Here is a 25,846-nt window from a genome sequence, read left to right as displayed (position 1 = left end):
TGCAAAAAGTTTTATCACGGCAAAATCTGAGGACTGCTACCTTGCTTGATGAGCTTTTAGTAATACTCTGGATGCTCGCGCCAATATTGAACGTAACTTAGATAATCGCTATAACTTGCGTAGTCCGGTGGGTTCCAAGCCTTTTCTCTCGCCTTTGACCGACTAGCTTGAGAACGCCAGTATGAAGCTTCGGCTTCTAGTTCGCCTATTCTGTCAGCATTGTGATCCTGCACAAGAATTTGAAGGCTCATATTTTCTTGATTGGTTTCTAGTTCATCAGGAACTAGTTGCAGCTCTTGCTGCTGAATTTGGGATTCTTGCTGTAAAAGTTCACTCCTTACATGCTCAATGTCTTTGTTCAGGCTTTCGATAGTCCTGTCTCGTTGCTGGATTTGAGCTTCTTGTTGTGCAAGCTCACTCCTTACGCGCTCGATGTCTTTGTTTAGGCTTTCGATAGTTTGAATGTATTCTTGATTAGCGTTTTCAAGAGCACGTACAGTTAACTCACTTTCATGCCTTGATCTTTCTAGTTGGTCGTTTTGTTGTTTTAACCGAGCATTTTGCTTCCCCAATTCGACATTTTGGTGTTCTAATTGAGCAATTTGACGATTGGACTGAGCTAACTGCTGTTTAAGAGTAGATTCGGTCTGCTTCAGGGTTGCAACCTGTCGTTCGAGCATCTGTACTTTTTCTTCTGCACTTCGGAGCAGCTTTATTCTGGTTTGTGAATACTCGTGAAGGCGCGATAGTCGCTCATTCTCCGTTCGCAGCGTAGTCTGCTCGTCAAGCAAAACGCTAATTTTTTGCTTAGTAGCTTTATTCTTTGCCTGGAGAGCCTCTAAATCTTTTGACAGGGCTTCAAAGTTACCATCGTATGAGTTGACAAGCTCTATTTTTTGATTGACAAGCTCTATTTTTTGTAAGAGAGCTAGACGATCGTTGACCAATAGATTGACTGCTTGGATCATTTGCTGCCAGATAGAAAACTCAATGTTGAAGAAATCTGATGAGCCGCCTAACTCTTGAAGCAGAGCTTCTCGACTCTGTTCTAACTCCTGAATCTTGTCTTTAAGAAATACGTTGTTCATACGGGAGCGAAGTAGCTCCAGTTCTGATTTTTCTAGAAAATCACTCAGTTCACCAAAAGTTTTGGCAATGGAACGACGGAAAGTGGCAATCGTGTCTGGTTCAAGCTGATCACTGACAAAAAAGAGGAGCCTGAGTCGAAAATTCGCAATTGTCTTTTTAGCCACGGCGATCGCTGTCTTGGCTTGTGTGAATAAAACAATTGCTGCGATTGCAAAGGCACCAATATACCAATACCAGTAGTGAGCGATGAGATCAGACACAGATTAGCCCCTCTTAATGGCTGATAAATGCACGACTTCAGATTAAACAGCGGAACTTATTCGTTGGCGACACTGAGTTGAGAGCAGTGGGGCATTTCTGAGTTAGGGGCTTTTTGTTTAGTTTTCCCTTTTTTCTTCTCTTGTTGTGCAAACCTTTAGCAACTTCTTCAGTGTCGTGATGCCTTTGGCGCGGCAAAACTGCTCGTGGTTCAGTTGCAACAGTCGATGCTTGCACCACGCTTCGTGATCGAGTACTTTGTGTCTTGCCGTTTCACTGATGGTGAAGCGATCGCTTGTTTTGCCTCGGCTAATTTAATGCCCAGTCGATCAATTCCCAGTCAGCGCCCTACCTGTAGAACGCAAGGAATCGCAATTCACGATCGCCTCCCGGATCACTTTCATATCGCCCTGGATGTATTTCAGCCAAAATGCTCTAATTTTTTCTTGTAAGCTTTCTAAATCCCCATCTTCATAGTCTGAAATGTCGAGAATTGGCACAATAGCAATATGGTTCCATTTTGATTCATCAATTTTGCATTTGCTTTTCAATCCGCTAATGTTGAGCGTTTTTAATTTTTGGTAAATCGCTTCCTTGATTTCCATCCTTCTAGGACCAATCACTAGATGAAGACAGAGATTTTGAGGCTCGTTCCAAAACTCAAAGAGGAAGATTCGATCGCTTCCTGTCCAGTCAGGGCAAGTCTTTTGAAATGCCATGCCATCCCACTCCTTCGGAGCGAATCGGATGTATCGTTTGTCAACGGAGTCTAAATCGATATTTTCTGCTTGAGAAAACTCTTGGATAAGTTGTTTTATGTAGTCTTCGACATCCGATCGCATATCAGGGCGATGCTCGTAGATCAGATCGATCGCTTGACGGTGCTGTTTATAGATTTTGCGGCAGAGTTCAGCAATGTCGGACTCGCTCATAATGTGTCTCCTGACTAAATCAACGTAATGGCGGATTGCAATGTAAATTTCGTCTGTAAGGCATGATCTTCGCTCGTTACATACGGTTTCGATGATCTCTGCGATCGTCCCGTAGTCGAACGATATCCATCGAGGGCGAGAGGCTGGTGAACCTTCTTTAGTGAGGAAAACAAACATTTTTTTGCAGTCTCGAAACTCTTTGTCAACCACATCCTCGTAGGTGCGAAGTTGATGGGGTCTTTCTACGGCATCCACTTTGTTTTCGATGACGCAAACGAAGGAGTTAGTGGGCGAATAAATTAAGAGATCGATGTTCTTCCATTCGCGCCGAATCTCGGCATCGGAGAAATCGGAACCAGCGATATCAAGGCTATCTATATGGGCTTCTTCGGCATCGGTGAGGATGGCGATCAGGAGTTTTTTCAGGAAGAGATCGCCGAGTCGATGTTTTTCGGAGGGGTTGAGGAGAAATTGGATGAAGTTGGAATGCTTAATTTCCTGGCGAACCATGCCAACGGCTTCAAAAATATTGAACTGAGATATTTTTGCTTCCAAGGCTTCCAGGTCTGGATTATCGATAATAAATTTCTCAAGAATTGCTCTCTGTTCTTGTTCAAGCGTCATGTGAATTGGCTCTGTTTCTGGAATTGGTAATGCTTCTTTGGAGTCGCTTTGTGAATCACTGGTTAGTGCAGTCATACGCATTCACTCTGTTACAACAGCTTGAGTTGTTGCTCTTCTGGTTCAACACCCGGCTGTTGCTTTTTACTAGTCTTCCCTTTTGCCTTCTGTCCCTTGACTTTTGACTTTTTCTTATCGTGTAAGCCTTAGGAGACAGCGATGCCTTTGGCACATCGACTGCTGCTCGTGATTCAGTTGCAGCAGTCGATGTTTTCAGTGCACTTCGTGTTCGAGCACTTCCCGCCGCGCCGTTTCACTGATGGTAAAACGGATGCCTTGGTTGGGTGGAAGTCGTGCCCTAAGTCGAGGTCTTGCCAACCATCGGCGTTTAGCGCAAAGCGCGACTCCGCAGGAACCGCAAGATTCATTTCGTAGATTTGCGTATCGGCAGCAGTGGGTTAAGGATCATGAAAAAATTCTTCTAGTTTTTCCACCAGTGGCGGTAGGTCATTCGTGATGATGTCCCAGATGATATCGAGGTTAACATCGAAGTAAGCGTGAGTTAAGCGATCTCGAGTTCCAGCCATTTGTCTCCAAGCGACATCAGGAAGTTGATCTCGGATATCTTGAGAAACGTTTTTTGCGGCTTCCCCTAAGATTTCTACTAAACGGACAACTGCCAGTGCCAACAGTTCATCAGTGTCGAGATCGGTTCGCTCACGTCCTTGAGTAAAGGAGATCGCTTTTCTGGCTGCATCGAGCATATGACGCAAGCGAACTTCATCCCGGTTGTTCATAGTACACCTCGGCTTCTGCTAGGACGCGATCGCGGAAGTAGCGGCTGAGATCTTGGGGAGTGTTGAGGTCAATCGTTCGCCCGAAGAGGTCTGAGAGTTTGTCTTGGATGTCGATGAAGGCAAAGCCGGGGGTGTGCCCTGGTTCAAATTCAACTAAAATATCGATGTCGCTATCGGGGCGAAAGTCTTCTCGTAGTACGGAGCCAAAGAGGGCAAGTCGGCGAATATGGTACTGTTGGCAGAGTTCAGCGATTTTTTCGGATGGGACTGGAATTCGCGATCGCTGGGTCAGTTCAGGCATGGTGGGGCTGCTCCTTTACAGTAAAGTCAGTTGTTCGTCATTCATATGAGTTTTTGGTGGTTGCTTTTTACTGGTTTTACCTTTTGCTTTTTTACTTTTACCTTTTTTATCATGCAAGCCTTGTTCGACTTCTTCGGCATATCGTTTGTGATTGAGTTCGAGAAGTAGATCGAGGACTTCCCGCCGCGCCGTTTCGCTGATCGTAAAGCGGATGCCTTGCTTAGTTTGGTGGAAGTCGTGCCCTAAGTCGAGGTCTTGCCAACCATAGGTGATCGCAACCGCTTGATCCATTTCGATGTGCAGCGATCGGAGTTTGTGAATGTCGTCTGCGGTTTCATCAGGATCATGGAAGCGGTTGTAGGTTTTGGTCAGTCCTTCTTGCCGAACTTGCATGATGGATTGGCGATGGGTGTAGTAGGTTTCGCCAATAGCATTGAGAATAGGGAATTGAGAGCTAAGATCCGGAGGGTCTAATGTTGGAAAGGGAAACGTTTCAAAAGCTTGTTCGTGAAAATAAGTGTTGCGAGTTTCAAGAGTTGTCATACCTGGTCTATGTGCCCAGTGATCATGCACTGAAGAGGACAAAAGCGAGAATGCTCCATAACTATTCAATGCCATCACGACAAGCCTATCAGATAAAACCTGTTGAGCCGGAACAAAAGCAAAATAGTGGTGTGCACTGACTCTTATAGCAACTAATACCGATTCATAGTCTGAGATTGCTTCATAAAGTGCAGGGCGCTTATCTGCATAGACCCACCACTTCTGAGGTAACGGCTTTCTTAAAACATATTCACCATTCTCTTTTTTACGTCGTCGCTCAGGCTTTACTTTTTCGCGTACGATTGCCAAACAGTCTGGATAATCTGCTGCATAGGGTGGACCTTTTGGTTTCTTCAAGTCATCGTGTTCTGCATCCAATGCCCAGTCTCTAAAATTAATCACCCAACGACTAGCAATCTGAGCAGGGTGATCTCTGACATCTTCACCATTAAGATATGGAAACAATACATCCTTGTTCTTTTGATCTTTTTCAATCAATGCAAAAGCCTCCACAGGCGTTAATACAAAGCCCATGCCTAGAACATATGAACCAACATATGATTTATCTCGATTCGCAGCAAGCTGATATGGGCTGCCAAGATTTTTTCCAGGAGATGTAAGAGAGGCTGTGATGCCAGCGACAGTTTCATTATCTAAAATATACTCGCCCAGCCACTGCTGATTACATAACCAGACATAAGCCACTTCTAAACTTGCTGTTCCGCTCCAGGGACGACTCGAAACTGCACGATTAATTACACATCCGTTTGCAATCAATTGATCTAAGCCAACTTCACGAGTGTCGCCTTGAGAGATCGTATTGGTCGCAACTAATCCGAGTCTGCCTACATCGTTCGTAAGCTGTTTAGCTTGCAAGAAGAAGTAGGTGCATAAATCTGCATTTCCCCTTGCATGACTTGCTATATTTTTTACTATAAACTCACGGTAATTTGTACCAAAACTTCCTGTGATCTTTTTTCCTAGCATAAATGGAGGATTTCCCACGATCGCACTAAATCCCTTCGTTTCCCCTTCCAAAAACACTTCAGGAAACTCTAGCAACCAATGAAACGGTTTTCGCGGCGGTTGACTTGCTGGATTTCCTAAGTTCATCATCCGTTGCGTATTTGCTTTCAGGGCTATAACATCCAACGTTTCCGATTGAGTTGCCGTTCCTGCTAATTCCTTCTCAATCCTCTGAGCCACTACCATTAATTCTTCCGTTGCCAAATCTGTTGTTTTTCCCGCATCTGCCAACGCTCTCGAAATCAAGTAATCGCCCACAAATCGCAATCGCTCGATCGCTTGTTCTGCTTCTGCAAACAGCCGTTCTTTTTCCTGTAAATCCTGAATCACATTCGTACTAAAACTTTCTAGCTTGCGGCGTTTCGCGATCGCATCCTGCAAAATCGGCTTCCAGATATTTGATGCGATCGACAGCTGCACCGCTTCGTTGTCTGGATTCAGATGCAAATACTCAATCTGTTCAGCGCGAGTAATCCCCAACAGCGAATCGCCCCACTTCAGCGCATGATCCAAAAACGTAAACGGTCGTCCCTTCGCCAGCGTCACCAGCCACAGCGACAACTTCGCCATCTCCACCGCCAACGGATTCTTATCGACTCCATACAAACAGCGATCGGCTACAATCCGCTGCGCCACCAGCAACCGCTCCTCTGGCTCCTTCGGAATCGGACATTCTTCTGGACGAGCGATCGACAGCGTACCATCCGGCGCAATCACCACCTGTCCCGGATGTTCTGCCTCTGCCAACTGCCAAGCCTCGACTAATTTCCCCGCCAAATAGCGACAAGTCTGCACCAAAAACGCCCCACTGCCCATCGCCATATCGCAAATCTTCAATTGCAGCAATTCGGATGCCGATCGCAGTCGCCATTCTTCTTTCGGTTTCCCCTCTGCCACGCCCTCATACACCAATGGTTCCAGCGTGTACTGCACAATCTCCTCGGTCAAATTGCGCGGCGTATAGTGTGTTCCGCTCTGTCGTCGATCGACTCCTTCCGTCACATACACACTACCCGCCAAAATCACGATCGGGTAGTCCAGCGTATCCTTCCGAATTAACCCCGCAAACGGAAGAACGCGATCGAACAATTCCGCATCATTATTACAAGTCGATCGCAATCGCTGCGCCTCACGAGGTTCAATTTCCATATTGAGCAATTTCTTCAAAGCAGCAAGCGATTTCCCCATCTGCTCTTTCAAAAATGCCAATAGCTTTTCCTCACCCTCAGCCCGATACCGCTCTAATTCTGCAAGTTCGATCTCAGGTTCCTGGTAGCGCGTCCCCACCAATCCCAATACCGGAACCGTTGCCCGAACTGCCGTGTGGTCGAGCAAGCCCTCATAAACATGCCCAATCTGCTCAATATTCAACGCTCGAAATGACAACCGACGCGGCTCTACACCACTTCCCTGCACCCGAATCTGTAAAATCTGCAATGCTTCGAGCAAATGCAACACAACTCGATTATTCAGCCGCAGCGGATCAGCCTCACTCTTGTCCCATTCCGTCCCCTGCTTCCGCCCCTCCAGGAATGGAAAGCGATTGGGATCAAACAAACTCCCACCATACGCCGGAAGCTGTAACGTATCGTGAAAAATCCCGCCATACACCGCCCGAAACGTTGCCAGCAAACGGCACCACGCATCCGATCGACGCTCCAAGACTTCTTCGCCATACTGATCCGCGTGCGATCTCAACTGTTCTCGCAACGTAGACACCGCATAATGCTGGTCATAAATCGGATCGCCAAGCAACAATAAGCCCCGTTCCTCCGAACAAAACAGAAACACCAACCGCATCATCACAGTCAGTGCCGCCTCATAAAGCTGAGATTCCGAAATGTCTTTCAGTAATGCCCCATTTTGGTCTTGATCGAGACGAGCGATCGCGCCGACCAGCACTTCCACCGCCCGACGCACCTGATAGCCTAACTGATCCGTCACTTCCTGCTGATCGGTCAAGCTCTGAGCCAGCAGCGTCTCCAGCGTTTCCGAGTCATCCACGGCAAAGAATCGCCGCACACCCAACAAGCTCCGAAATGCCCGCAGCGTCAAATGTTCCTCAATCCAAAGAGTACTGTACCAAGAGATAAACCCAGTAGTTTCTCCCTTGGGTGCATTCACCAGCATCCAATGCTCGCCATTCGTCACCAGCCCCAACCGCACATTGCAAGCGTGCAGCAATTCCATCATTCGAGTCGCGGGACTCGCCGACGATCGCGACCCCTTCAATGGCTTTTCCAATCCCTGCACTGCCGGAACCATCTGCACTAATAGTCGAGGCTTCCCAGCGTTCGGTGTTCCAGTCGGCTCAACAATCACCCAATCTGGGCGAATCGTCTCATTCTGCTCCGCGATCGTCACTTTTAGCCCAGATGAAATCTGTTGTCCGCTCAGCAACACCTCATCCGGCAATTCCAGTGTTTGTTTCAGCACGAATTCTACCCATGCTCGATGAATGGCAGGTTCTGGCTTGAGTCCAAACTGATTGTCCTGCCATTCTTCCGATGCCGATCGCAACAGCTTCAAATGCTCCGGATCATGAGCATCCAACCCAGCCGGAAACGTCTTGAGCAACACGGGCAAACTCAAAAACGGACCCGATGCCTCAACGAGGGACAACCATTCAGCGTGATGACGAGCAGTGGACATGAGCAATTTCTACGGATTGGGGGACTTGTATCAAGCTAGTTTTCAGCGTTACCTCGAATCGAGATACCTTTGTCTTCAAGTAACAACTGTAACGCTCGTTCGTTGTTGCCGTGGTTAACCAGTTCAAGAATCGTTTTTGTCTTTATATCTCGCAGCTTAGTTCTGTACCAGCCAGAGACACCCAAAATCACCATTCCTACCCCTAGGATTGTGTCGTCAAAACTGCCAACAACGGGCAAAAAATCAGGAATTACGTCAGTTGGAGAGAGAACGTAAGCGCCGCCCAGAAAAGCATTAAAGATTCCTAAAACATAACCCTCGATGTTTTTAGGATCAAACGTTGCCCAAGCCAAACAATAGGCACACATAAAGATAAATAGCCGAAAGACAATATCGATGTAGCTGATTGTGCTAGTTAGAACTTCAGTAATCGGATTATGTTGAATATGCTTCCAAAATTTCCACCAGGGAATCGATGGTTGAGAATCTATCACTACTGGCTTTGAACCAACTACCAGATCATGCAACCAAGCGTTGTGATCCAACAGAAATCCCCAGAAGCCGGATAAGAAATAGATTCCAGCAAACAGAAATAGAAGTGCAACCATTGCCCTACCGCCGTCATACTGTTTGAAAGCAAACAAAGTCCACGGAAATCCTTGTAGGGGTTCTAACTTATATCCTTGGTCTGAAGTCGTATCAGCAACCATAATCCAGCACCTACTCTTTCAACTGAAGAAATTTGACATTGCTAGAATTCCCTGAACATTTCGTACAAGCGACTTAGCTCGCGATCTGATAGCTCTCGCTTCAGATGTTCTGAATTGCTTTGCTTCAGCACTACCTTTTCCCAGTCTCAACGATTAAAGCCTAAACAAGCTTTTGTGGCACTAAAAATGTCACTACCAGAGGAAATAGCCGTACCGTTGGATTCTCAAACCGCTTGTGAATTAGAGCCGTTTCCTGCTCCATCTCTTTTGGAATCTGTTCTGCCCTCGCTCTAAGGCTATTCATATTCAGATGCCGATCGCAGCAGCGTCAAATGCTCCGGGTCATGAGCATCTAATCCCGCCGGAAACGTCTTGAGCAGCACAGGCAAACTCAAGAATGGACACGATGCTTCAACTAACAACAACCATTCAGCGTGATGATGAGCAGTGGACGTAATTTAGGGGAATTCGATCAGAACTGGACCTTCGGGAATAAATCGAGCTTGATAATTGGTCTTCTTATTTTTACCTCGCAAATTTCCAATGGGAATCGCAGTCTTCAGCCGTTCTAATTCCTGAACTTCCCAAAACCCTGCCCAAGTCGGACTATCTGTAATCGTCGATTTAGGACGATAAATCGATTTCCCTGGATACCGCCCCCGACGCGATCCAACATATCCCACATACAATCCTCGCCAAGTTGCCTCTGGATTCAATGGCTGTTCGCCTTTCGCATGAGACGCATAGATCAAAACCTTGATCGCTTTTCCCGCTCGCAGTATCTCAACTTCCGCAAACAATTCAAACGCCATCGTGCCAAACGCCACCTTCGGTAAATGATCCGCAGGAAGGTCATCTGAATCGAGTTGAGCCGCGATCGCTTCCAATCCAGAAATCAAGTGCATCTCTGGAACTGGGGCAAGGATTGCGAAAGCTTGGGTCTTTTGCATGAGTTCACCATCGAACGAAAAGTCAGCTTTACCAGTCTATTAGGGTCGAATAAGCTTTTGTGGAACCAAAAACGTGACCGTTAGAGGAAACAGCCGTGCAGTCGGATTCTCAAACCGCTTTCGGATCAAAGCTGTTTCTTGCTCGATCTCGATCGGAATTTGTTCTACCCTCGCTTTCAAACTATTGATATTCCGCTCAAACTGCTCCCGCTCTGGATTACTAAAGATTTCAAGCTGTTCGACTTGAGGTTCTTGCAACTCAGCTAAAATGCTTTTCTGAAGTTCTGTCAAAACCGCAGTAATATCAGCAATTTCTTTCTCAGCCCGGTTTTGCAAATCCTGTCGCAGACTCGTCGATCGATCCGCTTTTCGTACCTCTAACGCCTGCATCAGCGAACTCTCGCACTTATCCCACATCTGAGCCAATTTCTGCTGCATCGCTTCGGGAACCGATTGATCAGAGATATTCCCCAATGCCGCTTGCAACTTCATCACCCCTAACCGATTGAAGCGCCCCTCTTTCAATTCACCACCCGCTACAATTACTTCTTCATGGAGTCGCTGTTGGTCACTGCCCAGAATGACTAACCGCCCATATGCGACGACTGCGGGAGTTTCCAGCCCTGACTGTGATGAAACGACTCTAGCAGCCACGCGATGCAGTTGCTTTCTACCCTCCGTAGACCAGACCTCCGCCCGCAGCAAGCGAAGACACATCTGAACCAACCGATGATTCAGGTGTGCCAAAACAACATCATCCCGCCCGTGTGCCGCATCTGGATCGAATACGATCGGGCGAATCACCTTGGTGTGGGGATGCTCTAGCCCCTCGGCACAAACTGCCCAACTACTTTTAAGTTGCGGCAAATGAAACGCTCGACCTGGCAGCCCTTCGATTTCTGCTTCAATCAACGGAGGCTGATCCGCTAATTCCAACCCAATTCGCACCACCGCTTCAATGTTCTCCGGAGTCAACCGAAGGTTTTGTCGCGTCTCCTGTAATTGGGCACGGAGCTTTTCAATTTGATCGCGCACTTTGCGTTCAAACTTCAGCATCCGGCGCACAGGCTCCGATTCCCGCTCTGCTCTCGACGTATCCAGCGTCACCCGCCGTCCCAACATCGCTTCTTCCACCTGAGACGCGATCACTGGACCTACTTTCCCCAGGTCTTCCCGAATATTGTTGACTTTCAGTGCCGCTCGCATCAGAAACTCTAAGTCCCCCTCCAAGTCACCGGGACGAATCCCACTTGTGGATTGCTCTTGATAGTCTTTACCGACAAAGTGATAGATTCGCACTTCGCTCGATCGCTGTCCATGTCGATCGATACGCCCATTCCGCTGCTCCATCCGATTCGGGTTCCAGGGAATTTCATAGTGAATCAAGCGCGAACAGAAATTTTGTAAATCCAAACCTTCCGAGGCTGCATCAGTGGCTAACAGAATCCTCACAGGAGAAACATCAGGATGGGCTTGGAATGCCGCTTTAACCGCCTCGCGATCGTCGGAATTCATCCCGCCATAAAGCATCATCAGACGATCACCCTGTACTAATCCCTCTGATGCCATCAAGTTATAGAGCCATTTCTGCGTCGCTCGATACTCGGTAAAGATAATCACTCGTTCATTGAGCCACTGCCCATTGGGGCAAATGACCGTATTCATCCAGTTGAGCAGTTCAGTAGCTTTGGCATCGGGTTGCCGAGCCGCCGTTTCCGCCCACTGAAGCATTTCTCGAAGTAAATCCTGTTCTTCTGGAGCCAGCACCCGAAACAAACGGCTCGTATTGCTAATCGATTCATCCGTTGCCGCTTCGTACAGGTCGTCGTCCGCGAAATCTTCTTCGACCTGTTCGAGTTGCTGTCGCAAAATTCCTTCGGTTGGTTTTGCACTGAGGCGACTGGCTTGACGACGACGAGCGGTTGTTAACGATTCTTGGTGCTGTGTCAACGTGGTCAAGAACGCCTCTGGTGAGGAAAACAGCCGTTTTTTGAGCAGCTTCAGTACGAATTCCGTGGCGTATTTCTCAACATTGTCATCCACGCCTTTTGTTCGGAGTTCTGTATAGCGTTTGAGCGAGGCATGAACCTGCCGTTCTGCTTGGGGATAATCGACTGCGATCGCTTCTAATTTGCGTCCCGGAAACATCGGCGACCCATCCCAATTTTGCATTTCCTGCTTTAACCGCCGCACCATCACGACTTGAAGCTGATTGCGATCCGGCTCGACCCCTCTGGCAAACCGTTGCGTGTCCAGAAGTTCGAGCAGTGCTGTAAAACTCTCTGGATATCCATTGTGGGGCGTTGCCGTCAAAAATAATTTGTGTTCAAAATGCGGAACCAGCAGGCGAATCGTGGCGGTGCGTTGAGAATCGATCGCATACTGCCCACTGCCAGACGGAGCTACATTATGGGCTTCATCAACGATCAATAGATCAAAACGGCGGGGATAAATTGATTCACCTTCTGCGGGCAGCACCTCTCGAAACAGTCGCAGGGGGCGATCTCGCTTGAGAAAATCGATCGAGGTAATCAGCCGAGGAAAATGAATCCAGGGATTAACATGAATCCCTCGCTGCCGCCGTAACTCCTTCATTAGGGCACTATCGACGATACGAAAATCTAACCCAAACTTATCCCGCATTTGGTCCCGCCACTGAATTTGCAGCGAAGACGGACAGATAATCAGCATCCGCCGACAGCGATGGCGAATCAGGAGTTCTTGAGCCACTAAACCCGCTTCGATCGTCTTCCCCAATCCCACATCATCCGCAATCAGTAAGTTGACACGCGGCATCTGAATGGCTCGAACCACCGGATCAAGCTGATAATCCTCAATATCAATGCCGCTACGGAAGGGAGCTTGAAGGGTGCGAATGTCAGCGGAAGAGGCAGCACCCCAACGCACAGCATCCAAAAACGCATCCAGTCGGGCTGGATCATCAAAGCCTGTGGGTTTTGGCAATTCTACACGCTCAAAAACCTGCGTTCCAGGCTCCAACTCCCAAATTACTTGAAGTTCTTCACCCAAGCCATCATCTTCGATCGAGGACAACAAAACGAGATGTTGAGCAGGCGTGACGTTTGAAAGCAGAACACCTGCAGGCAGCGTCGTCTGGCGCACGTCGGTCACTACATACAGGCGCTGCCGCACCTTAACGAGTTGTCCTTGCTCTGGAATGGCTTTAATGGCGCTCATAGAAAATACAGAAGCCCGCGACGAATTGATTCTGCTGCAAGTAACTTGCAAGTTACTTACTTCAGCTATCATACTCGTACTGGTATAAAATGATCGCTAGCCATAAAAGACCAAAGCTGTATAGGAGTGCTACATTCTAAATTGGGAAAAGCTCAGGGCAATTACGAGATTAATGGCATCAGCAACGCTTTGATAAGGAAGTGTAGTCTCAAACCGTCGTAGATAAGCTCAGGGCAAGCTTAGTTCTATGAATTAGTAGTTTTGGCTGACACAAGTTGCAAGACTTTTTAGCCGAGGCAAAACCAATTCCTTTAATTTCTAGGAAAGATATCAAGCTCTGTATCTCTGGTTGTCCAACAGCGGTAATGTTTTAGATGTGTGGATATATGAGAGAATTGCTGTGCCGAGCTAGCGATAGTTGACCGATGGTGCTAGAACCGGTTCATTGTCCCGATTGCCACAGCATTGATGTCGTGAAGCATGGTCGTAGTGCCGCCGGAAAACAACGCTATCGTTGCCGTAACTCTGAGTGTTCGAGACGGTCGTTTATCTTGAATTTTAGCTATCGGGGACGACTGAAGGAAGTCAAGCAACAAATCAGCGACCTGGCACTCAACGGCTGTGGCATCCGGGACACGGCACGCGTGTTAAGAATTAGCACCAGCACGGTGATAGAGACGCTGAAAAAAGTCACAGCACCTTGAGCAAGTGAATACAGCCTTATTGAGACAGCGACAACCGGATGACCAAGCCATCCTGGTAGTGCAAGTTGAGGCAGCAGAAATGGATGAAATGTGGAGCTTTGTGCAGTCTAAGAAACAGCAACGGTGGTTGTGGCACGCCATTGACCACAAGAGTGGGGAAGTCTTGGCGTATGTACTAGCAACTCATGAAGATGCAGCATTAAAACAGCTTCAGCAACTGTCAGCTCCCTTCTCGATTCAGCAGTTCTACACTGATGGCTGGGGAGCTTACCAGCGATTGTTAGACGAGCAGCAGCACACTATCGGAAAAGGCAACACTCAGCGCATTGAGCGCAAGCATCTCAAGTTGAGAACTCGGATCAAGCGATTAGCAAGAAAGACGATCTGTTTCTCTAAGACTGAGGAGATGCACGATGCGGTGATTGGATTGTTCATCAACCGCTATGAATTTGGACGAGCGGTATGACTGCATATCCACACATCTAAAACATTACCAACTCTTCGATAGTATACATACCGTCCCACAGGCGCTAGAAACTTTGTACTTTTAGCTTCATCCTGGGGGATTCTCTTAGCAAAAAATAGTTGCACATCGCGTGAACTATGTAGCTCCAATGTTCTAATTTCAGCCTGCTTTGAGGAGGTCTGTCAAGCTTGAGACGATTTATTTCGATAAATCGAAATTTGAGCCGCTATTAATAAGCTGTGATATGATGAGAAAGATTACGTAAAAGTAAAGCAGTTTAAGACATTGTGCCATCATGTGTGAAGATGTTCACCGATGCTTGAACCTCGAACCAAGCACGGCTTTTAGCTCAAACCCTGATCATTTCACCGCTCGACATTGGGAAAGAACTGTCAAGCAAAAGTTTCTGTCGCTTCGTTAACCTAATGCTTGCTGACTCTCTGTTCTCAGCGCCTAAAGCTTTTTACCTGAACTCTATTTAGTTGTTAATCGGCACAGAGTTTGTTGCTGATCCAGATTACTTGTGTTCAGGTTTTTGATTACTTGATTTGGAGCCACGATTAGAGTCGATCGCGCTCGGATGAAAGTATTTGCATCTTATTTGGGTTATCTCTCTACTGATGGAGACAATTCACTCGAATAAGATATTGAATTAAAAGTGTAGCCGTCGTTACCGTTTTGAAATAGAAATCCCCGAATTATGTTATCAACTCATCCGGTGCAGGATGAAATCTTTTATTCCAGCGCCTTTATGGAGCATATTGTTCCAACAACAAAACAACTTGCGTTTCGACAATGGCATCAAACGTTAGTCCACAGCATCCAGCAGGCTAAGGGATTTGTTCAGGTGGATTTGCATTCACCGCTAGAGTGTAGAAATGGTGTACTTAAGTGGTATTCAGTGATTCACTTCGATTCACCCACTCACCTCAATGATTGGCTAACCTCTAGCGATCGCCAAGAGTTAATGAAATTGGGGCAAGATTTTTTCGAGACTTACCGATTCAAATCGTTTACAACGGGTTTAGAAGGTTGGTTTTCTCGTCAGGATGGAGCGGAGATGTCTAGTCTAGGACCTTCAGCCTGGAAACAAGCGCTTATTGTTGTTTTAGGACTCTATCCAGTTGTGTTTCTACAATCGAAACTGTTTGAATCTTTAGGGATTATGCAGTCTTGGTCTTACGCCAACTCAATGCTAGTCAATCTGATTGTGACGACCATCATTTTGACCTGGTTTGTGATGCCTCAGATCAGTCGTCCACTGGAGTTTTGGCTGCAACCTGCTTATGCGCTCTCTAAAGGTAAAACAGAGTTGATGGGAGTTAGCGCGATCGTCTTGGCGATGGCTGCAATGGTTGTGTCGTTTAACTACTAAATCACTGACGATACTTTACTAAGTATCATTCACCTGAAATTAGATTGATGGAGTGTTTAGAATCATGGATGCTGATGTTCATCGATACTTGAACGCTACTTTAATGGCTACTGTCAATTCTGATTGTTCTGTCGATCGACATTGGGAAAGAACAGTCAAGCAGAAAAAGCTGTTTGACTCGCTTTATTGAAGTAGCGCTGGCTGCTCCTTGCGTTCAGAGTTAGAGTCTTGTTCTACTTCTCGTTGCAGTTTCCACCTTTCGTAAAGTCCATCTAGCAGCGGATTTGTTTGCTTCATTCTGAGGTGAACCTTATCTGCATAGGAATTAAGTTTGGTCAAATTGGGTAACGATAGATTGGATTAGGAGTTTCGATCATGGTGATTCTGCAATGTCAGACAAGAAGCTCTATGACAAGGATTTGCCCCTGCTGTTCTCATTTACTACTTCGGCATATCTGTAATCACCGCATCTATTGGTTCTGTAGAAATTGCTGGCAGGAAATACCGGTGTTGGAAAAAGTAACTTCTAAGAGAAGTTTGAAGAACCACAGATAGCGCCGATGTCGCGAAGGACTTTCTAGAACTCGTTTGGTTAGGAGTTTCAATCATGATGTTTTTAGAACGATCGATAGGATGTTCTGTTCGATCGCGGTTTTACCGCAAGTGTTTCACGAATTGGTTGAGCGTTGGCGCGATCGTCGTTCTCATAATGGCGGCTGTTCTATCGCTTCTGGCATTCATCGACACATCATTCATTCAAATCAATGATGCTCACAAACCGATTTCAAGTGCTTTGTTTTTTAGCGACAGCACGATCGACAATCATGACTTGCCTCGGTTCTACGGCTATCAGATTGCCCTGTTGTATGACTTTGGTAATCGGATTGCCCAATCCTTTGTCTAGCTAATCTGCGAACTCTAGAACGGTGTTCTGAGAGGCAGTCTTGTTGTTTAAATTGCAGTAAAGAAGATGACACAACACGTTTTAATTTTGGGTGGTACTGGACGCATTGGCAGCAAAATTGCAGCAGATTTACTGGCACATACTGAGGCTCAAGTGACGATCGCAGGTCGCAATCCAGACGTGGGAATCAAGCTGAGTAAACAGTTAGGCGATCGCTGCCGTTTTGCGCCAATTGACTTGAACGATTGGATTTGCCTCCTCGACTCGATCTCGCAATCTGATTTAGTGATTCATTGTGCAGGTCCTTTTCATTATCGAAATGCAGTTGTTCTAAAAACTTGCATTGATTCTGGCGTGAACTATCTCGATGTTAGCGATCATCCTTCATTTACTTGTAAAGCGATCGCGCTGCGAGCCAAAGCAGAAACCGCAGGAATTACCGCGATCGTCAACACAGGCGTTTTTCCGGGCATCTCTAACAGTATGGTGCGGCGTGATATTGAGCAGCTAGACGAAGCTCAGAAGGTTCATCTGAGCTATGTAGTAGGGGGTTCTGGAGGTGCAGGACTCACCATGATGCGCTCGACGTTTTTAGGATTGCAGCGTCAGTTCGAGGCTCAGATCAATGGCAAACGCCAAAAAGTCCAGCCTTACAGCGATCGTGAAGTCATCGATTTTCCGCACTATGGCAGAGTTGGGGTGTATTGGTTCGATATGCCTGAATCTTTTACGATCGCCGATACTTTCCCCATCGAAACGGTGATGACCAAGTTCGGCTCAGTTCCACACTTCTATAACTATCTTACTTGGAGTGTAGCGCGGCTCTGGCATCCTCGACTGCTCAGATCACAGAGCGTAATTGAGTTTCTATCACGAGTTAGCTATGCGATAACACGGATCAGCGATCGGTTCGGTGGAACCGAGGTTGCCATTCGATCCGAGGTTACGGGATTTAAATACGGTCAACGAGTGCGCTGTGTTTCAACTCTGGTGCATCCGAACACTGCGGATGCTGCGGGAATCGGAACCGGGACGATCGCAGAATTGTTGCTATCCGGTGAATTGAAAAAACCAGGAGTCTGGGCACCCGAACAAGCGATATCAACTCCAATGTTTGAAGCAGCAATGCAAAGTCGAGGCGTTGACATTCAACAACAGTTCGTCCCCAACGCTGATTCTCACTTCTCTAAGGTCCCTTCTGCTGTCATTTATTAACTTGCCATGTCGTTTTTCGTTGTATCTGCCCTAACCTGCTTTGCTACCTATATTGCCAAGGTTGCACAAGAAGAAATGGTTGGGATTTTTGCAGCGATCGTTGCAATTTTGAGCTTTGTAATGAGCTTAGTTTTAGCACCTTGGTTGGTTCAAGCCTCAATGCTGATTTTTGTTGTTGTCGCTTGGCGACATCTTCCTATTCGGTAATGTTTCCTGAGGATAGTTAGAATGTTGAATCGTCTCTGTTTTTCAGAATGGTCTGATTCGCGATCTCGGCGATTGCTCCTAACGGCTGGACTTGCGATCGGGATTTGGTGCATTTCTATCTCGGTGCTTTGGTCTGCACTGCGATCTCATTTAGCTTAACCATTACAAAATCGGTATCTTAATCATGAATTCACACTGTAATTCTCAATGCTGCATTACGAGTTGCATCGTAATTGAGCTAATTTTCCCACCATAGTTCGCCTGTTTAATTCATCAGATCAATCGCTCAACAGTAACTAGGAGAAATTCAATGAAAGCTCGATCAATCAAAATTCAACAACAAATTGAACCAATTTTGCTGACACCAGAGGAAGCAAGAAAACAGCGAGGACAGCTCCTCATCATTGATGTGCAAAACCCGAAATTCATCACCGGGACGGTTCCGGGAGCGCAACGACTCAACGTCGATGTAGCGCTGAAAGACATTCCTAGAAGTCAACCTATTTTGGTCACTTGCCTATCGGGAGGGCGAAGTCTGTCTGCTGCTCAACAATTAATTCAGCGCGGTTACGGCAAAGTTTACGTTCTTAAAGGAGGACTTGCGGCATGGAAAAGGGCGGGATATACAACCTGGTTGACTAAAATTCCTGCCTAAATTCTGACAGTCTGGTTACTCAAGTATAAGGTGAAATCAACTCAATGCTGGATCAAATTTTCAATTCTCCCTTCAATATCGGCATCGAAACGCTGTTTTTGCTGATTGTCCTGGTTGCGATGGAGGCTGTCCTATCCGCAGATAATGCGATCGCGCTGGCAGCATTGACCCAAACCTTGCAAAACCCAGCACTAGAGCGACGTGCTTTAAACATTGGTTTAGGGCTTGCTTACGTCCTCCGAATGCTGCTAATTGCCAGTGCAACCTGGATTATTCAGTTCTGGCAATTTGAACTTGCAGGAGCGCTGTATCTGCTTTGGTTAGCTTGGCAGTATTTCACAATAGAGCCATCAAACAGTCGCAATCCGACTCAAGCGCGATCACTCTGGCAAATCATTCCGTTGCTTGCCTTAACGGATCTAGCATTCTCTTTGGACAGCGTGACGACTGCGATCGCAATTTCTCAGGAACTCTGGCTGATTATTCTGGGAGGAACGATCGGCGTGATTGCACTGCGGTTTTTAGCCGGATTGTTCATTCATTGGCTGGAAGAGTTCACGCATCTCGAAGATGCAGGGTATCTTGCAGTTGCGCTAGTAGGACTGCGGTTGCTACTTCGGGTCGTCAGTCCTGACTTAGTGCCGCCAGAATGGGCAATGGTCAGCCTGATTGGACTGTTGTTTGTTTGGGGATTTTCTCGTCGCATTCAGAAACCCTTGCAGAATTCACCGGAGATTCGAGAAACCGCAATCGAATCTCTGCAAAAATCCTGATGTTTTCCGTTCTAGTCTCGTAAACACTGCAAACTAGAACATGATTGTTTCACTGCTGTTTTATTGTTAGGAAATCATGAGCAACACGAGTAACTTTCGCAAAGCGGTTCAAGATGCCAAATCTCAAGCGCTGATTGGACCTAATGTTATTGCTAATGCCCTGCCTTGGTTGGGCGGTGGACTAGTTCTAACTGCTGTCGGTACATTTGGGGGCTTGCAGGTCATTCAGAACAACCCTCAGATTTTCATGCCGACATTTATCGGAGCGATCGTACTGGAACTGATTCTGTTCTTTGTCGCCTCTAGTGTGGCTGAAAAAGGCAACAACGGCGTTGCGCTACCGCTCCTGGCTACCTATAGCTTGCTGTCGGGCTATACCTTGAGTGGACTGGTGTTTCTGGCATTGCAAACCGAGGGAGTCGGAATCAACGGCGTGGGATTTGCGGCTCTCGGTTGTGGGGTGACATTTATTGGCGCAAACTCGATCAGCTCAAATCTCTCTGAGCAAGACGGCATGGCGCTCACCAAAACGGTACAACTGGGCATCATTGCTTTGTGTATCGTGTTGATCGGTCAACTACTGCTTTCTCTGTTTGGGATCTACATCCCTAGTTTTCTAGAAGTTGCCATTTCTGCAATTGGGGTTCTTTTGTTTGTCGGAGCGGCGGTAGTCGATTTCTTTGTGTTGCCGCGCAGCTACCGAGATGAGCAGTATCTTCCAGCGGCACTATCAATGTATCTCACCTACATCAATCTGTTTGTATTTATCCTGCGGTTTCTGATTGCGCTTAATAGCCGTGACTAAAGCTGGATTGGCTTGATGAAGCAAAGCGCGATCGCATTACACGATCGCGCTTTGAGCATGAATAATCCGGAAAATCTAACGCTCAAGGATCTCGGACAAACAGTATAGCGGGGAACTTGTCCACTTTCGGTGATCTAATATTCAACAAGAATTAATTATTGTCAAAACTGCTCTAATAAACTTCCTGCGTAAATCTCTCAAACCTTTCACCCTTAAGTGTTCGGCTACAGAAACGAAGTCCGTAACGGCAGGTTTTGCCTGTGTAGTAGCGAATTCTATTCATTAAGGTATTTACGCAAGAGACTGAATGCTACTCTCATTAGGGAATGTTACCTTGTTAGTACTAGCCCAATGACTCGTGACCATGCTCCACTACCACCCTTGACTTTGATCGGAAAGCACAAGATAGTGCTACCAACAGCGGGAAGCTGATTCAAATTTGTTAATTTCTCAATTTGACTATATTTTCGTTTTATCCCTGCAAAATGAGCCGACCACAAACGTTTGGAGTCTTGAGAAGTTGCCCACTCCTTACCAATAATCGGGTAAGGACGATCTAAACTCCAAGCATCAGTACCAATCACTCGAACACCTCGATCAACTAGATAAAGAACTGCTTCCTCGCCTAATCCGCACCCATAGCTAAAAAACTCCTCTGTGCCCCACACAGCATCTGCTCCAGTACAAAAAAGCACTATTTCGCCGGGTGCAATAGTATGGCTTAATTTCTCTAAACGTTTCTCTATTTCATCGGGTGTGATCAAATATCCTGTGGGTAGATCCGATACGTCTAGAACGATCGCTTGCCCCACGAACCAATGCAGTGGAGTTTCATCAATCGTCCAGGCAGGTTCTCCCTCCGAAGTTGGAGCGTAATGCCAGGGTGCATCTACGTGAGTACTAGCGTGCGTTGAAGCTTCGACGATTTCGCCTGCAAAACCCAGTCCATTCGGAAGAGCTGCGGATGGAATGCCATACATAAATTCCCACATCTCAGCACAATCCTGATGCGAGATATGCTGTATCCGGGGCGGAGTGGGTTCACTCGCAGTGGGTTCAAGGGGACGGCTGAGATCAATGAGTTGAACACGCTGCCCCAGAAGTTCGACTGTTTCTTGATTGATCAAAGTGTGTTTCTCCTTGCATAAGTACCATTTGTCTCACCCTTTATCGTCACACAGATAACTTTAGCCCTCATTTGTCACTTTGGCAGGTGCAAAAGCTGAAAGCTTTGCTGCACCTGCGTTTTGCTCTTTTGTCATTTTCGACCCCTCAAAATAGGAAACCCGCGCCACAGATGGATTTTAGAGTTCACTCTAGCGAGAGTGACAAATAAGGGTTAAGCCGGATTAAGCCAGGTCTGGCTGTCTTAAGGCGTCTTCTAACCAAGATGGCATTCCGTACCACAGGACTCGATCAACGCATTTCTTCGCAGAATGAAACTGCTTGCGAATCGCTCGTGCCACTGCGATTCTTGCTTGTACCGTCTCCTCGCTGCCGATGTAGGTGGCATACACCATAAACAGACACCAGCAATTGCCGTTTCCATCTTGCCCTTGATAGCGCTTCACCTGGAGATCAGCATAGTCAGCCGGATACACCCTTCGATCTGCCTCAAAAGCTGCGATCGCCTGCTCTGCCTCCAAGCAGCCTTGCTCAAAGTCTTCTTCCCAACTTTTGACAAAGCGCTTGTAGGAGCCAGGACGCACGGCATTGTACTTGGCACTGAGCTTACCGAGTGGACTTCTGGCACCCGTACTGTTTCTCCAGGGGCAGTGTTGCTGTACCCATTCCCGTGCCGTTTGTTTCTGGACTGCACTTGCGGGCGCTTTGCCGCCCTTGCTCTGAGCCGATTTGGGAAAGGGCATACTTACTTCTTTAATTTCTTAGAGGATACGAAAATTCTGTCGCCTTTTGTGTCTGGATTGTTTTTTTGTGCTCTTTTCACTCTACAGATACACAATTTAATGCTTTCGATCTTGTATCGAGGCTGTACAGCTTGAGTAAAGGCACAATAACCTGGCTCAACTTGCCTAACTTCTCGCTCACCTCGATCAGCAAATGATGCCATCAATCAAATATAGTGAGATCGCTGCGAAGCGTGATCGTCCCGACCTTTCTGAAATTTCTCGCATCGCTCGATCAACTCCCACCTCTACTCAACGGATTGGGGAGTATCAAAGTTCAGCCATCAAAATCGAATCGTCAAATCAAACAATAGCAACCCCATTCTGACTGCAAGAATCGTCAGAAAAAGTGAATCGGTTCGCGCTCACGTTATACAACTTGGTCAGGTTGACACTCGTTACACTTTAAGAAGCATTGTTCGCCCATCGATTCGGATTCAATCGCTCATGACTGGCAGCATTCCTCGCTCACTCAATGGTCCTGCTCAAACTCCCCAGTGGCAACGTCGCCTCTGGGGACTGCGCTTTCTGTTTCGTCCACTCGAAACTGTGGAAATTCGTCGCCAAGCTTACGGCGATGATTACCGCGTGTCTCAGCCTGACGCAAAAACCGCAATGGTCTACTTCAGCAGTCCCGAAGCCCTTGAAGCGATCTTCACAGCGAACCCTGAGCAACTGAGTGCTGGACGTGGCAATCAACTGCTTCAAGTTTTATTAGGTGAACATGGCATTGTTCTGCTTGAAGGTGAGGCACACCAGCGTCAACGGCAACTATTAATGCCTCCGTTTCACGGGGATCGAATGCGCTCCTACGGCAAACTGATCCAGACCATTACCGCTCAAGTGACCCAAAGCTGGAAAAGCGGCACGACGTTTCGAGTGCGTCCTGTAGTGCAGTCGATTTCGCTCCAAGTCATCTTGCGGGCAGTGTTCGGACTAGAGCACGGAGAGCGGTATGAGGAGATTCGGCAAGGATTAACACAGATGCTTGATCGCTTTGGCTCTCCGCTCGGGGCGATGCTCTTGTTCTATCCATTCCTGCGGCAAGCCTGGGGGAACTGGAGCCCGTGGGGACGATTTCTGAAATCGCGGCAGCGGGTAGATGAGTTACTCTACGCTGAAATTGCCGATCGTCGTCTTCATCCTGATGCCCACAGAACCGACATTTTGGCACTGCTGATGGGCGCACGGGATCAAGACGGGCAACCCTTGAGCGATGTGGAACTGCGCGACGAACTCATCACACTGCTATTTGCTGGACATGAAACGACTGCCTCTGCCTTAACATGGGCGCTGTACTGGATTGCAGCCCTTCCTGACGTGCGGACTAAACTTCTATCAGAATTTGCAACGCTCGATGCCGAACCCGAACCCATGACGATCTCACGGTTACCCTATCTCACAGCGGTTTGTCAGGAGACCTTGCGACTTTACCCGATTGCCATGAGTGCCTTTCCACGTGTGGTCAAACAGCCGATTGAGATTGCGGGTTATGCGCTCGAACCGGGTACGGTGATCATGCCCTCAATCTATCTAGCGCATCATCGAGCAGCAGTTTACCCGAATCCAAAGCAATTCGAGCCAGAGCGGTTTCTGCATCGGCAATATTCGCCGTATGAATATTTACCGTTTGGTGGTGGCGATCGCCGCTGTATTGGTGCTGCTTTTGCATTATTTGAGATGAAGCTCGTCTTGTTTGAGTTGCTGTCGAACTGGAAGTTGACGTTGGTGAACCCGAAACCGATTCGACCGACGCGGCGGGGAGTGACGATCTCGCCCTCAGGGCATTTCAAACTGCAGGTCTTCAAGGATAATAGGCTCACCCCATACTTCAGCAGGAGTGAATTGAAGTAGAATTCCTCATCCCCTCTAGATTTTGCAAATGGTTGAGCGCATTGCTGGGAACGTGATCAGCACTATCCTGAAACATGATGCCAAAATTACAAGTTATAAAATTGCGCTGCTTCGCGCTGTCAATGATGTGGTGCTGTCGTTTCCTGATTTGCGAAGTTATGGTCAGGACGTTGCGATTCCACTCCGGCTACTGGCTGAATTTTGGGTGGCATATTACTGGGGATTTGTTCAGGTTGATCAACCTATCTGGCAAGGACAGCGAGCCATTGCTTCAAGCGACACCACCCTTTACGTCGGGACTCAACGCAAAAACGATATGGCATTTCGCCCTGCTCTAACCCGCTTTCGGGCAGTATGGGAGCAGTGTCTTAGCGGTCGTGCGCGTCCCTCAGATGGGTTCTTTGTCATCAATGATCTGCGTGTTCCCCGCAAGCGCAAAACCTATCCAACCGGTGTGCTCGAAGCATACGAGCAGGTGCTCAAAGATATTAGCAAAACGCTTGAGATGCCCATTCGATACGCGGGTCCTGGCAACTGGACGGTCTTTGAGAAGCCAATCCAGTTCAGCAATCTCAGCGATCGTGCGATCGCAGTTCCGAGTACTCAGCCTCAGGAAAAATGCTTGGTTGTGAAAGCAGAATTATGGCAAGTGTTTCGAGAGATGTCGCTCTGGGTTGAAGCACTCTGTATTCACGAATGGTGCTTATTTACCGAGTCGATCGAGCAGGATAATCCAAACCTCGATCGTGGGCACATTTACAAATTGTTGACCGAGCGCCCTGGTAATCGTCGCCCTCTGACTTGGGAACGCAACAACATCGACCTCCTGATCCTCGAAGGCAACACCTTCATTTGTCCCTGGACAAGACGTGAAATTACTCAAGGCATCGCCTACGATTTAGATCACCTAGTTCCTGTATCTGTTTACCCGATCAACGAGCTTTGGAATCTGCTCCCTGCTGACCCCAAATTCAATTCTCAGATCAAACGAGATCGCTTCCCGACCATTGAGCGGTTGCAGCAAGCGCAGCCCTATTTTGAACTTGCCTACCGCCAATACCACGCTTCACAGTCACTTGCTCAAGTCCTGCAAGAAGATGCTGCCATCCGGTTCTCACGGTTACAGCACAGTGCTTTTACCAAATCCCTAGCTGCTGCGGTCGTAGATTTCATTGAGCAGGTGGCAGAGACCCGTAATCTCGGTCGATTTGGATAGCTTGTTTACGATCTTGGCACTGCAATTGGAACTCCACGTCTAGAACATCACCAGAGTTCTGTTTAGCGTGACTGTTGTTCAATTTCTTGCAGCAGTGACTCATCCGAATAATCATTTCGCCAATCGCCAGATAGTTTGAGCCGAACGGACTGCGCTCCACCACTTGGCGTACAGACCACCCAGTAAGTATCTTCCTGCCCTTTTACTTGCGCAGCTTCTGAGTGTTCTGCCTCGTCCGACAATCCGGTGAATGCCTCAACACAAGACCAGGTAATGCCGTCTTGATCACTAACCGTCCGCTCCATTAAAATTCTCCTTAATTTCGTCTACGAATCCTTTCATTGGGTTAACGACGATTGTGGCAAGTTGTCGAGCAGCAAACATCATTCTATGAGCGGAGACAAACCAGAAGGTAGTTCAGACTACCTTCTGGAAGTTAAGCAGATGATTCTCATTGATGAAGCAGGCTTTTGCCAATAGACGAGATTTTTGCGTTTCAAGAATTGCCGAATTTAATACTGAACTTTCATAAGTCAGTTACGGCTCCTAAACTGCTGGTCGAAACCAATTTTGCATACTTTGCGAGTACGCCTCGCTGATAGTGGGGTGTAGGCGGTTGCCAAGTTGCGCGACGCTGTTCAAGTTCTGCGTCTGGAACATTAAGATGCAGAACTTGAGCATGAGCATT

General features: G+C 47.3%; 25 protein-coding genes. 11 read left to right on the top strand and 14 right to left on the bottom strand.

The window, feature by feature from the left end; genetic code table 11:
• Positions 1–56: 56 nt before the first annotated feature.
• From OU814_RS19290 to drmD, 10 genes are all read right to left on the bottom strand, one after another.
• The gene (locus OU814_RS19290; protein ID WP_268241806.1) at positions 57–1,349 is read right to left on the bottom strand and encodes a hypothetical protein; all 1,293 of its coding nucleotides are present in this window, start codon (positions 1,347–1,349) and stop codon (positions 57–59) included.
• A gap of 327 nt (positions 1,350–1,676) precedes the next feature.
• Positions 1,677–2,978 carry a PDDEXK-like family protein gene (locus OU814_RS19285; protein ID WP_268241805.1) on the bottom strand — a complete coding sequence of 434 codons (1,302 nt, stop codon included), beginning with the start codon at positions 2,976–2,978 and terminating at the stop codon, positions 1,677–1,679.
• A 380-nt stretch (positions 2,979–3,358) separates the two neighbouring features.
• Entirely contained in the window at positions 3,359–3,697 is a 339-nt protein-coding gene (locus OU814_RS19280; protein ID WP_268241804.1) for a HepT-like ribonuclease domain-containing protein, read from the bottom strand.
• The gene (locus tag OU814_RS19275; RefSeq protein WP_268241803.1) at positions 3,681–3,998 is read right to left on the bottom strand and encodes a nucleotidyltransferase family protein; all 318 of its coding nucleotides are present in this window, start codon (positions 3,996–3,998) and stop codon (positions 3,681–3,683) included. The genes OU814_RS19280 and OU814_RS19275 overlap by 17 nt, the downstream gene beginning before the upstream one ends.
• 15 nt (positions 3,999–4,013) lie before the next feature.
• Complete coding sequence (locus OU814_RS19270) at positions 4,014–8,219, bottom strand: Eco57I restriction-modification methylase domain-containing protein (RefSeq protein WP_268241802.1); 4,206 nt, start codon at positions 8,217–8,219, stop codon at positions 4,014–4,016.
• A gap of 35 nt (positions 8,220–8,254) precedes the next feature.
• Positions 8,255–8,929 (bottom strand): DUF1232 domain-containing protein, encoded by a 675-nt coding sequence (locus tag OU814_RS19265; protein ID WP_268241801.1) that lies wholly within the window; start codon positions 8,927–8,929, stop codon positions 8,255–8,257.
• A 160-nt stretch (positions 8,930–9,089) separates the two neighbouring features.
• Positions 9,090–9,233: a hypothetical protein gene (locus tag OU814_RS19260; protein WP_268241800.1), complete on the bottom strand. Its 144-nt coding sequence runs from the start codon at positions 9,231–9,233 to the stop codon at positions 9,090–9,092.
• Entirely contained in the window at positions 9,226–9,354 is a 129-nt protein-coding gene (locus tag OU814_RS19255) for a hypothetical protein (protein WP_268241799.1), read from the bottom strand. Before OU814_RS19255 ends, OU814_RS19260 begins: the two co-directional genes overlap by 8 nt.
• 33 nt (positions 9,355–9,387) lie before the next feature.
• Positions 9,388–9,879 (bottom strand): hypothetical protein, encoded by a 492-nt coding sequence (locus tag OU814_RS19250; RefSeq protein WP_268241798.1) that lies wholly within the window; start codon positions 9,877–9,879, stop codon positions 9,388–9,390.
• A gap of 39 nt (positions 9,880–9,918) precedes the next feature.
• Positions 9,919–13,077, bottom strand: coding sequence for a DISARM system SNF2-like helicase DrmD (drmD, locus tag OU814_RS19245; protein ID WP_268241797.1), 3,159 nt, complete (start codon positions 13,075–13,077; stop codon positions 9,919–9,921).
• A 425-nt stretch (positions 13,078–13,502) separates the two neighbouring features.
• Between drmD and OU814_RS31385 the strand changes: the two genes are divergently transcribed.
• The 9 genes from OU814_RS31385 (at position 13,503) to OU814_RS19195 (ending at position 20,181) form a co-directional block, all read left to right on the top strand.
• Positions 13,503–14,247 (top strand): IS1 family transposase gene (locus OU814_RS31385; protein ID WP_442786146.1). Its coding sequence is split into 2 segments (ribosomal slippage): positions 13,503–13,762 and positions 13,761–14,247, totalling 747 coding nucleotides; the frame shifts between segments, so codons are not numbered across the junction.
• Between the two features lie 700 nt (positions 14,248–14,947).
• Positions 14,948–15,622, top strand: coding sequence for a hypothetical protein (locus OU814_RS19230; RefSeq protein ID WP_268241794.1), 675 nt, complete (start codon positions 14,948–14,950; stop codon positions 15,620–15,622).
• Between the two features lie 607 nt (positions 15,623–16,229).
• The gene (locus OU814_RS19225) at positions 16,230–16,526 is read left to right on the top strand and encodes a hypothetical protein (protein ID WP_268241793.1); all 297 of its coding nucleotides are present in this window, start codon (positions 16,230–16,232) and stop codon (positions 16,524–16,526) included.
• Positions 16,527–16,592: 66 nt separating this feature from the next.
• Positions 16,593–17,741: a saccharopine dehydrogenase family protein gene (locus tag OU814_RS19220; protein ID WP_268241792.1), complete on the top strand. Its 1,149-nt coding sequence runs from the start codon at positions 16,593–16,595 to the stop codon at positions 17,739–17,741.
• A 6-nt stretch (positions 17,742–17,747) separates the two neighbouring features.
• Positions 17,748–17,948, top strand: coding sequence for a hypothetical protein (locus OU814_RS19215; RefSeq protein WP_268241791.1), 201 nt, complete (start codon positions 17,748–17,750; stop codon positions 17,946–17,948).
• A gap of 21 nt (positions 17,949–17,969) precedes the next feature.
• A complete protein-coding gene (locus OU814_RS19210; RefSeq protein WP_268241790.1) occupies positions 17,970–18,107 on the top strand; it encodes a hypothetical protein in 138 nt (45 codons plus the stop codon).
• 151 nt (positions 18,108–18,258) lie between these two features.
• On the top strand, positions 18,259–18,603 hold the full coding sequence (locus OU814_RS19205; RefSeq protein ID WP_268241789.1) for a rhodanese-like domain-containing protein: 345 nt from the start codon (positions 18,259–18,261) through the stop codon (positions 18,601–18,603).
• A gap of 44 nt (positions 18,604–18,647) precedes the next feature.
• Positions 18,648–19,376 (top strand): TerC family protein, encoded by a 729-nt coding sequence (locus OU814_RS19200; protein WP_268184743.1) that lies wholly within the window; start codon positions 18,648–18,650, stop codon positions 19,374–19,376.
• A 76-nt stretch (positions 19,377–19,452) separates the two neighbouring features.
• Positions 19,453–20,181 carry a Bax inhibitor-1/YccA family protein gene (locus tag OU814_RS19195; protein ID WP_268184742.1) on the top strand — a complete coding sequence of 243 codons (729 nt, stop codon included), beginning with the start codon at positions 19,453–19,455 and terminating at the stop codon, positions 20,179–20,181.
• A 329-nt stretch (positions 20,182–20,510) separates the two neighbouring features.
• On the opposite strand, the gene OU814_RS19190 is transcribed toward OU814_RS19195, so the two are convergent.
• Complete coding sequence (locus OU814_RS19190; RefSeq protein WP_268184741.1) at positions 20,511–21,308, bottom strand: cyclase family protein; 798 nt, start codon at positions 21,306–21,308, stop codon at positions 20,511–20,513.
• 222 nt (positions 21,309–21,530) lie between these two features.
• The gene (locus OU814_RS19185; RefSeq protein ID WP_268184740.1) at positions 21,531–22,049 is read right to left on the bottom strand and encodes a hypothetical protein; all 519 of its coding nucleotides are present in this window, start codon (positions 22,047–22,049) and stop codon (positions 21,531–21,533) included.
• A 486-nt stretch (positions 22,050–22,535) separates the two neighbouring features.
• On the opposite strand from OU814_RS19185, the gene OU814_RS19180 reads away from it, so the two are divergent.
• Together OU814_RS19180 and OU814_RS19175 are read left to right on the top strand one after the other, a co-directional pair.
• Positions 22,536–23,942 carry a cytochrome P450 gene (locus OU814_RS19180; protein ID WP_268184739.1) on the top strand — a complete coding sequence of 469 codons (1,407 nt, stop codon included), beginning with the start codon at positions 22,536–22,538 and terminating at the stop codon, positions 23,940–23,942.
• A gap of 28 nt (positions 23,943–23,970) precedes the next feature.
• Positions 23,971–25,158: a hypothetical protein gene (locus OU814_RS19175; protein WP_268184738.1), complete on the top strand. Its 1,188-nt coding sequence runs from the start codon at positions 23,971–23,973 to the stop codon at positions 25,156–25,158.
• A gap of 62 nt (positions 25,159–25,220) precedes the next feature.
• Here the strand turns inward: OU814_RS19175 and OU814_RS19170 are convergent, their stop codons facing one another.
• Both OU814_RS19170 and OU814_RS19165 read right to left on the bottom strand, forming a co-directional pair.
• Positions 25,221–25,463 (bottom strand): hypothetical protein, encoded by a 243-nt coding sequence (locus OU814_RS19170; protein ID WP_268184737.1) that lies wholly within the window; start codon positions 25,461–25,463, stop codon positions 25,221–25,223.
• 221 nt (positions 25,464–25,684) lie between these two features.
• Positions 25,685–25,846: dihydroxy-acid dehydratase domain-containing protein (locus OU814_RS19165; RefSeq protein ID WP_268242086.1), on the bottom strand; the 162-nt coding region annotated here is incomplete at its 5' end.

Origin of the sequence: Leptolyngbya sp. GGD (genome assembly GCF_026735145.1) — a bacterium.
In the GTDB taxonomy this organism is placed as follows: domain Bacteria; phylum Cyanobacteriota; class Cyanobacteriia; order Leptolyngbyales; family Leptolyngbyaceae; genus Leptolyngbya; species Leptolyngbya boryana.
The sequence above is the reverse complement of the archived record's forward strand: the minus strand, read 5'-3'. Positions and strand labels throughout refer to the sequence as shown.